Source organism: Roseateles sp. GW821-FHT02E12 (assembly GCF_059421665.1).
Map to the genome: position 1 here is coordinate 197,912 of NZ_JBWKVK010000004.1, position 7,002 is coordinate 204,913.

Here is a 7,002-nt window from a genome sequence, read left to right on the forward strand (position 1 = left end):
TCTGATTCGTGGGGCTGGTCAAGCCCACTCGGCGGTGCGAGATTGACACGTCGTCGTCCGCCCGAGAGCACCGCCATGAAACGCATTGCCCTGCTTGCCGCATCCGCCATCCTCTCCACTTGTGGCTCCGCGTTCGCTTCCAGCGCCGCCTCAGCCAGCATCGGTCCGATCAGCATCCAGCTCTTCGACCTGAACCCGCTGGACGGCATCGCACCCGCCATCACCTTTGTCAGCGACGGCAACTTCGACAGCATGGTGCGTGCCGGGGCCGGGCAAAGCGCTCCTTCCACCACCATCGACAACACTCTCTACGGCAACCAGGCCTGGGCTGGCGTCACGACCGCGGCCCTTGTCAGCCTTGCATCGGCCAGCGCGTCGGTCAGTGGCGCCGCCGCGCCTGAAGGTGGTGGCGCACTGGTCTCGATCAGTGGCTCGGCCGCCGACTTCGGCGCAGGCGCCTTCGACACCTCCAGTTTCTATGCCACGGCGTCTGCGCCCAGCGCCGCGTCGACTGGCGCCTTCGTGCTGTCAGCCAACACCGTGGTCGTTATCTCCGGCAATGCTTCCTTCAGCGTCGCCGCGTCATCGACCAATGCCAACAGCTTTGGCTCCTATGCCCAGGCCAACATCGACCTCAAAGTCACCGGCCCCGCGGGCGGTGGCGGCGGCAGCCAGAGTGCGAGCGACAGCATGTTCTCCATGGTCTATGCCTTCGACTTCGATCCCGTCGTCAGTGCCAGCGACAGCCGCACGCTGGCGGTCTCCTTTGTCAACCTGACCGGCGCCGACATGACCGGCCACCTGCAGCTCAGTGCCACGGTCCAGGGGCTGAACCATGCAGTCGCCGTGCCCGAGCCCGCGTCTTGCGCGCTGCTGCTGGCCGGCCTGGCCGCCATCGGCTGCGTTGCGAGGCGGCGTGCCAGCTGAAGAACCAGGCGCACTCAGGGACTGTGGCGTTCTGCGCCTTTTTGTTCGCCGGGCAAAGCGGCGAAGTCCGCCTGGGTGTCCTGCCACGCGTGCAAGTTGTTGTCTTTGACTTCAACGGTGCCAAGGAATTCAAGCTCAAAGCGCTTGGCCTGAGCCTCACGGCGGCGACGGGCCCTGTCCGCGGTCTTGCGAGCGTGCTCGACGAACCAGCGCGGCATCCGTTCCAGAAGCGCCTCGACACCCACCGGCGTGCCCTTCACAGCGCCGTCCGTCGGACGTCCATCTCGGTGTCTTCCCAGGCCTCCTCGTCGGCCTTCGGCACGATGACGAGATGCCGCGAGGCCTGTGCCTCCCACTCGTGCAACTGGCGGATGGTGATGCCAAGGACGGTTGCGCTGGCCCAGTGGGCGCCATCGAGGGCGGGCGAGGTGGCTTGCGATTGCATGTCGGCTCCTGTGTCGATGGAGCCAGTCTCGGAGTCCGGCGGCGCGGCTGGAATCGCCCTTTGGTGGGGACGATGGGGGATGCGTGGGGGTGTATCCCCCGCCGTCTCCCCCTAAAGGAGGATGGTGCTTTGGCTGAACAGGTATCTGGGTCGTCTTCAGTCGGGATAGCCGTTTCAGAGCGCCCTGACGGTTTGGACTTGTGCCACCGTCAGATCAGCTGGCTCGCCCCGGCGCTTTTCGATCACCACGCGCGGCAGCTTGGCCACCACCGCCACCTGCGCCCGCTGGCCGATCACCACCACCCGCTCCAGCTTCACGACTTGCGCTTCAGTCTCGGTGGTGCTGTTGGCCAGGCCGATGCCGATGGTGGCAGCCGCGGCCACGGAGGCGAAGGCGATGGCGAAGGTCTGTGCGACGGCGTTCATGGCGGGCTCCGGTCGGCGTGTGCTGCGTCAGTGACGTCAATGTCGTCGCGCGCCGCCGCCTTCGCGAGCCCTCGGCGACGGATCGACGCCGGAACCGCATGAGCTGCGGTTTCTGGTGACGAGCGGACGCTCCTCAGGTGACGTAGCTCAGCGGTAGCGCCGTCGTCAGCTTGAGTTCTTCCATCGCAAAGCTGGAGCTGACATCGTGCAGTTGGGTACCGGCGATGAGGCGCTTGTAGACCCGGTCGTAGGCGGCGATGTCGGGCACCACCACGCGCAACAGGTAGTCCACATCGCCGCTCATGCGATAGAACTCGACGACCTCGGGAATGGCCTGCACGGTCGCCTTGAATGCATCGAACCATTCCTGGCTGTGCGTGCTCGTGCGCACCGAGACAAACACCGTCACGCCAACGTTCACCTTCAGCGGATCCAGCAGCACCACCTGGCGCGTGATGACGCCGGACTCCTTGAGCCGCTGGATGCGCCGCCAGCAGGGCGTCGTCGACAGCCCGATGCGCTCCGCCACTTCGGCGACCTGGAGGGTGGCATCCTGCTGCAGGATTTCCAGAATACGAACATCGACGGAATCCAATTTCATCTGGATGATGATACGTGGCACAAGATGCTACGAAGGCTGCAATGCGGCCCTACTTGTGCAACCCAGTTCCGCGCGCCGCCGGCAACAATGGGGTCAGCGCCACCCACTCTCGCCCAGGCCCTTCCCATGGAAATCTATCTCGACGCCAATGCGACGACCCCCGTCCTGCCCCAGGCCCGCGAGGCCGCAATGGCGGCGATGGCCGATGACTTCGGCAACCCCAGCAGCATCCACAGCACCGGCCTGAAGGCGAGGGCGCTGATGGACGGCGTGCGTGCCCGGGCGCGCCGCGTGCTCGGCGCCGGTACGGGCAAGCTGCTGTTCCTGAGTGGTGCGACCGAAGGCATCCAGACGGCCGTGCTGTCGGCCCTCAGCGCGCTGCGCGATGCCCCGGTGCGCCCCGAACTGCTGCTCTACGGCGCGACCGAGCACAAGGCCGTGCCCGAGGCCATCAAGCACTGGAACGCCCTGCTGGGCCTGAACCTGGAGGTGCGCGCCATTCCCGTCGGCCGCGATGGCCGTCACGACCTGGCCTGGCTGCGTGAACACGCGCCGCGTGCGGGCCTCGTCTGCACCATGGCGGCGAACAACGAGACCGGCATCATCAGCGACCTCGACGGCATTGAAGCCGCGCTGGCCGGCAGCTCCGCGCGCTGGATGGTCGACGGCGTGCAGGCGCTGGGCAAGCTGCCGCTGCGCCTGGCCGAGCGACGCATCGACTACGCGCCGTTCTCCGGCCACAAGCTCTACGCGCCCAAGGGCATCGGCCTGCTTTATGTCCGCGAGGGCGCGCCGTTCACGCCGCTGCTGGCCGGTGGCGGCCAGGAGGGCGCGCTGCGCTCGGGCACCGAGAACATGTCGGGCATCGCGGCCCTGGGCGCCGTGCTGCAAGCGCTGGAGGAGGGCGTGGCCTTCCGCGATCACGCGACGCTGGTGGCCTACCGCGACCGCCTGGCCAGCGCGCTGCAGCAGGCCTTTCCCGGCCTCGTCTTCAACGCGCCGCCCGAACTCTGCCTGCCAACGACGCTGAACTTCGCCGTGCCCGGCATCAGTTCCAAGCTACTGCTCGACCTGTTCGATGCCGCAGAGCTGCGCGTCAGCGGCGGCTCGGCCTGCAGTGCGGCCAAGGCCCAGCCCAGCTACGTGCTCGAAGCCATGGGCCTGCCGGCCTGGCAGACGGCCTCCGCCGTGCGGCTGTCCTTTGGCCCGGTGGCCGACCGCGCCTTCATCGACGAGGCCTGCGCGCGCATCCGCATCTGCGGTGAATCGCTGCGCGACAGCTGCCTGGACCCAAGCGCCCCCGGCCAGGCCCTGCCGGCCGACGGGCTGACGCGCTTCGTCGTCGACGGCGCCTGTTGCTACCTGTTGGCCGATGCCGCCAGCCGCCGCGCCGTCGTCATCGACCCCCTGCCCGAGCTGACCGAGCGCCTGGCCCAGTGGCTGCGCTGCCAGAACTACGAGCTGGCTGCCGTGCTGGACACGCACAGCCACGGCGACCACGCCTCGTCCGCACCCGAACTGCTGGCCGCCGTGAAGCAGCCACGCGGCGATGTTGACGGCCTGGGCTGGCCGCGCGGCACCGAGGCCATCGAGCTCGGCGCCTCGCGGTTGACCCGCCTGGCCATCCCCGGCCACACCGAAGACTCCACCGCCTACCTGCTGCACGGTGCAGGCAGCCTGCGCCTGGCCTTCGTGGGCGACACCGTCATGCCCGGCGCCCTGGGGCGCAGCGACTTCGAGCAAAGCGCGCCGCTGGCCTACGGTGCCTCGCTCGCTCGCCTTGAGCAGGCTGTGGGCCCGCAAACGCTGCTGCTGCCCGGCCACGACTACGACGACCGCTTCGCCAGCACGCTGGCCGTGGAATGCACCGCGCAGCCACTGCTGGCCGAGGTGCTGGGCGGCCGCATCGACGCCGCTGCCTTCGCTGCCGCCAAGGCACAGCTGGAGAGCGGCCTGGCACTGACCGAATACCAGACCGTTGCCTGCGGCGCGCGTGTCGACAGTGGCTGCGCGCAGGTGTCCAGCGAACTCAGCCTGGCCGCGCTGCACGAGCTGCTGGGCCAGCACCCGGGCCTGCTTCTCGTCGACGTGCGCGAGCCCTACGAACAGCGCCTTGGCCAGGCACCCGAACTCGGCACCGCCGTGAAGCGCGAGGCCGTGGCGCTGTCTGGCCTGCCCGATGCGCTGACGCGGTGGCTGGCCTTGCCGGCCGACACGCACGTTGTCTTCTACTGTCGCAGCGGCAACCGCAGTGCCCAGGCCGCGCGGGCGCTGCGCCGGCTGGGCCACGAGCAGGCCTGGAGCCTGGGAGGCGGCCTGGCCTTGTGGCCGCGGACCATGGCCGGCGCGGATGCCGCATTGGCCATCTGATCGCTGGAAAAGCGCCGCAGACCGCGGCCAGTTCGAGGCATCGAAACCCGCTTTGTGTCCACCTCGATACACAGCGGCTAAAGACGGCTTACTCGCCCTCAGAAGAATGAGTTCACCCCGCGGCCAGCCGGTTCGCGGGGGCAAACACAACCTCTTTTGAAGGAATAACCATGAGCACGATCAGCGGCCTGGGCGGTGCCAACCGGTCCTGGCAAATTGCCGAGGGCGGCCAGAGCCGCAAGGCCGAGCATGACGCCCGCATGTTCGCCAAGGTGGACAGCGACGGCAGCGGCGGCGTCGACGCCACCGAGCTGGCCTCGATGCTTGAGCACACGGGCCAGTCCGCCGACAGCGCCGAGCTGTTGAAGAAGATGGACGGCGACGGCGACGGCAGCCTGTCCAGCGACGAGCTCAGCCAGGGCATGCGCGACCTGATGCCGCCGCCGGCATCGACGCTGGACTTCGCACAGTCGCGCGGCGCAGCCAATGACGACGGCGACAGCGACGCCTTCGCCAAGCTCGACGCCGATGGCGACGGCCAGCTGTCGCGCACCGAATTCGAGGCCGGCCGGCCGCAACGCCCCGCAGGCGGCATGCCGCCACCGGCTGCCTCGTCGGGCAGCAGCACCGAGACGAGTTCCACGTCGACCGACTACGACCCGCTGGACGTCAACCAGGACGGCACCGTGTCGCAGATCGAGCGGCTGGCCGGCGAGCTGAAGGAACTCGCCAAGTCCGGCTCCGAAGATGGCGCCCAGGGCCTCAACTCGGAGATCGCCGCGCTGGCGCAGAAGCTCTACGACCAGATCAGCAAGAACTGGCTGCAGCCTGCGTCGGATACGCAGATCAGCACCACCGCCTGAGCGCGCTCAGAGCAGGTCGGCGACCTGCTCGGCCAGCGCCAGCGAGGCCGTCAACCCGGGTGACTCGATGCCGAACAGGTTGACGAGACCGGGCGTGGCGCCGTCGATGCAGAAGTCAGCCGCCGCCTCGCCCGGCCCGCTCAGCTTGGGCCGGATGCCGCTGTAGGCCGGCTGCAGCGTGCCGGCCTGCAGGCCCGGCCAGTAGCCCCGCACCTCGGCCTCGAAGGCGGGCGCCAGGCCTGGGTCGACGGCGTAGTCCAGCGTGGCGGGGTCAGTGGTGGGCAGCCACTGCACGTCCGGCCCGAAGCGCGCCTGGCCGCCCAGGTCCAGCGTCAGGTGCACGCCCAGGCCGCCGTCCACCGGCAGCGGGTAGATCAACCGCGTGAACGGTGCGCGCCCGGCCAGGGAGAAATAGTGGCCGCGCGCAAAGCGCAGCTGCGGTGCCGGTGTGCCCAGGCGCTGCGCAACCTGCGTGGCGAACAGCCCGGCTGCGTTGACGACGCAGCGCGCACCCAGCTCGAAATCCTCACCGACGCGCAGCCGCCAGCCGTTCGCCTCGCGCTCGCCGTCCCTCACCGGGCTGGCCAGCGCCAGCGTCGCGCCGTGGCTTTCCGCGTCGGCCAGCAGGGCCGTCATCAGGCCGTGGCTGTCGAGGATGCCGCTGGACGGCGACAGCAGCGCGCCAGCCGCGTTTAGCGCCGGCTCCAGCGCCAGCGTGTCGGCCTGGCCCAGCAGGCGCAGATCGTCGACACCGTTGGCCGCGCCACTGGCCGCGAGCTGCTGCAGCCTCGGCACGTCCTCGGCACGCGTCGCGACGACGAGCTTGCCGCAGCGCCGGTGCGCAATGCCGCGCGCCGCGCAGTAGTCATAAAGCAGCGCCTTGCCGCGCACGCACAGCCGCGCCTTCAGGCTGCCGGCTGGGTAATAGAGGCCGGCATGGATGACCTCGCTGTTGCGCGACGAGATGCCGGTGCCGATGGCGCCGGCCGCCTCGATGACGACGACCTCGCGCCCGCGCAGCGCCAGTTCGCGCGCAATGGCCAGGCCCACGACGCCCGCGCCGATGACTGCAACTTCAACCTCATCCATGGCTGCGAGCCTAGCAAGGCCTGGCCGTGGCTAGCCAGTAGTTCGAATTCCAGAGATTGAACCTAGGGTTTGCCAAGGGCGTTCGGGCCGGGGCACCGGAACCGGACATCGGCCCGCCCCCTAGCTAAGGGGGTCAACTGTCGCCGCTAAGGGTGACGACCCCCAATCGTGCATTTATCACGGGCGGAGCAAGATCTGACGCTGGCATCCGCTCGGTTGCGGCTCGGTGGCGCGTGTGTGCACCCAGGCCCGGCGAATGCCCAGCGTGAGCGGAGACGGCT

8 protein-coding genes are annotated in these 7,002 nt (G+C 68.9%); 3 read left to right on the plus strand and 5 right to left on the minus strand.

All coding sequences use genetic code 11. The features are described from left to right. Nucleotides 1-75 precede the first annotated feature (75 nt). The gene (locus AC07V5_RS23970) at nt 76-927 is read left to right on the plus strand and encodes a PEP-CTERM sorting domain-containing protein (RefSeq protein WP_495118237.1); all 852 of its coding nucleotides are present in this window, start codon (nt 76-78) and stop codon (nt 925-927) included. A 14-nt stretch (nt 928-941) separates the two neighbouring features. Here AC07V5_RS23970 and AC07V5_RS23975 read toward each other — a convergent pair whose 3' ends face one another. The 4 genes from AC07V5_RS23975 to AC07V5_RS23990 form a co-directional block, all read right to left on the minus strand. Further along, nucleotides 942-1,187: a hypothetical protein gene (locus tag AC07V5_RS23975; protein ID WP_495118238.1), complete on the minus strand. Its 246-nt coding sequence runs from the start codon at nt 1,185-1,187 to the stop codon at nt 942-944. Next, complete coding sequence (locus AC07V5_RS23980; protein ID WP_495118239.1) at nt 1,184-1,372, minus strand: hypothetical protein; 189 nt, start codon at nt 1,370-1,372, stop codon at nt 1,184-1,186. Before AC07V5_RS23980 ends, AC07V5_RS23975 begins: the two co-directional genes overlap by 4 nt. 174 nt (nt 1,373-1,546) lie before the next feature. Then, nucleotides 1,547-1,798 carry a hypothetical protein gene (locus tag AC07V5_RS23985; RefSeq protein WP_495118240.1) on the minus strand — a complete coding sequence of 84 codons (252 nt, stop codon included), beginning with the start codon at nt 1,796-1,798 and terminating at the stop codon, nt 1,547-1,549. A 133-nt stretch (nt 1,799-1,931) separates the two neighbouring features. After that, nucleotides 1,932-2,393, minus strand: coding sequence for an Lrp/AsnC family transcriptional regulator (locus tag AC07V5_RS23990; RefSeq protein ID WP_495118790.1), 462 nt, complete (start codon nt 2,391-2,393; stop codon nt 1,932-1,934). A gap of 132 nt (nt 2,394-2,525) precedes the next feature. On the opposite strand from AC07V5_RS23990, the gene AC07V5_RS23995 reads away from it, so the two are divergent. Both AC07V5_RS23995 and xopAW read left to right on the plus strand, forming a co-directional pair. Next, nucleotides 2,526-4,769 carry an aminotransferase class V-fold PLP-dependent enzyme gene (locus tag AC07V5_RS23995; protein WP_495118241.1) on the plus strand — a complete coding sequence of 748 codons (2,244 nt, stop codon included), beginning with the start codon at nt 2,526-2,528 and terminating at the stop codon, nt 4,767-4,769. A gap of 170 nt (nt 4,770-4,939) precedes the next feature. Next, nucleotides 4,940-5,632, plus strand: coding sequence for a XopAW family type III secretion system calcium-binding effector (xopAW, locus tag AC07V5_RS24000; RefSeq protein WP_495118242.1), 693 nt, complete (start codon nt 4,940-4,942; stop codon nt 5,630-5,632). Between the two features lie 6 nt (nt 5,633-5,638). On the opposite strand, the gene AC07V5_RS24005 is transcribed toward xopAW, so the two are convergent. Beyond that, nucleotides 5,639-6,721 carry an NAD(P)/FAD-dependent oxidoreductase gene (locus AC07V5_RS24005; protein ID WP_495118243.1) on the minus strand — a complete coding sequence of 361 codons (1,083 nt, stop codon included), beginning with the start codon at nt 6,719-6,721 and terminating at the stop codon, nt 5,639-5,641. Between the last annotated feature and the right edge of the window lie 281 nt (nt 6,722-7,002).

Bases quoted from the DNA above. Each gene is read 5' to 3' on its own strand.
- AC07V5_RS24005 (WP_495118243.1), bottom strand. From the start codon at position 6,721: ATGGATGAGGTTGAAGTTGCAGTCATCGGCGCGGGCGTCGTGGGCCTG.
- AC07V5_RS23970 (WP_495118237.1), top strand. From the start codon at position 76: ATGAAACGCATTGCCCTGCTTGCCGCATCCGCCATCCTCTCCACTTGT.
- AC07V5_RS23985 (WP_495118240.1), bottom strand. From the start codon at position 1,798: ATGAACGCCGTCGCACAGACCTTCGCCATCGCCTTCGCCTCCGTGGCC.
- AC07V5_RS23995 (WP_495118241.1), top strand. From the start codon at position 2,526: ATGGAAATCTATCTCGACGCCAATGCGACGACCCCCGTCCTGCCCCAG.
- xopAW (WP_495118242.1), top strand. From the start codon at position 4,940: ATGAGCACGATCAGCGGCCTGGGCGGTGCCAACCGGTCCTGGCAAATT.
- AC07V5_RS23980 (WP_495118239.1), bottom strand. From the start codon at position 1,372: ATGCAATCGCAAGCCACCTCGCCCGCCCTCGATGGCGCCCACTGGGCC.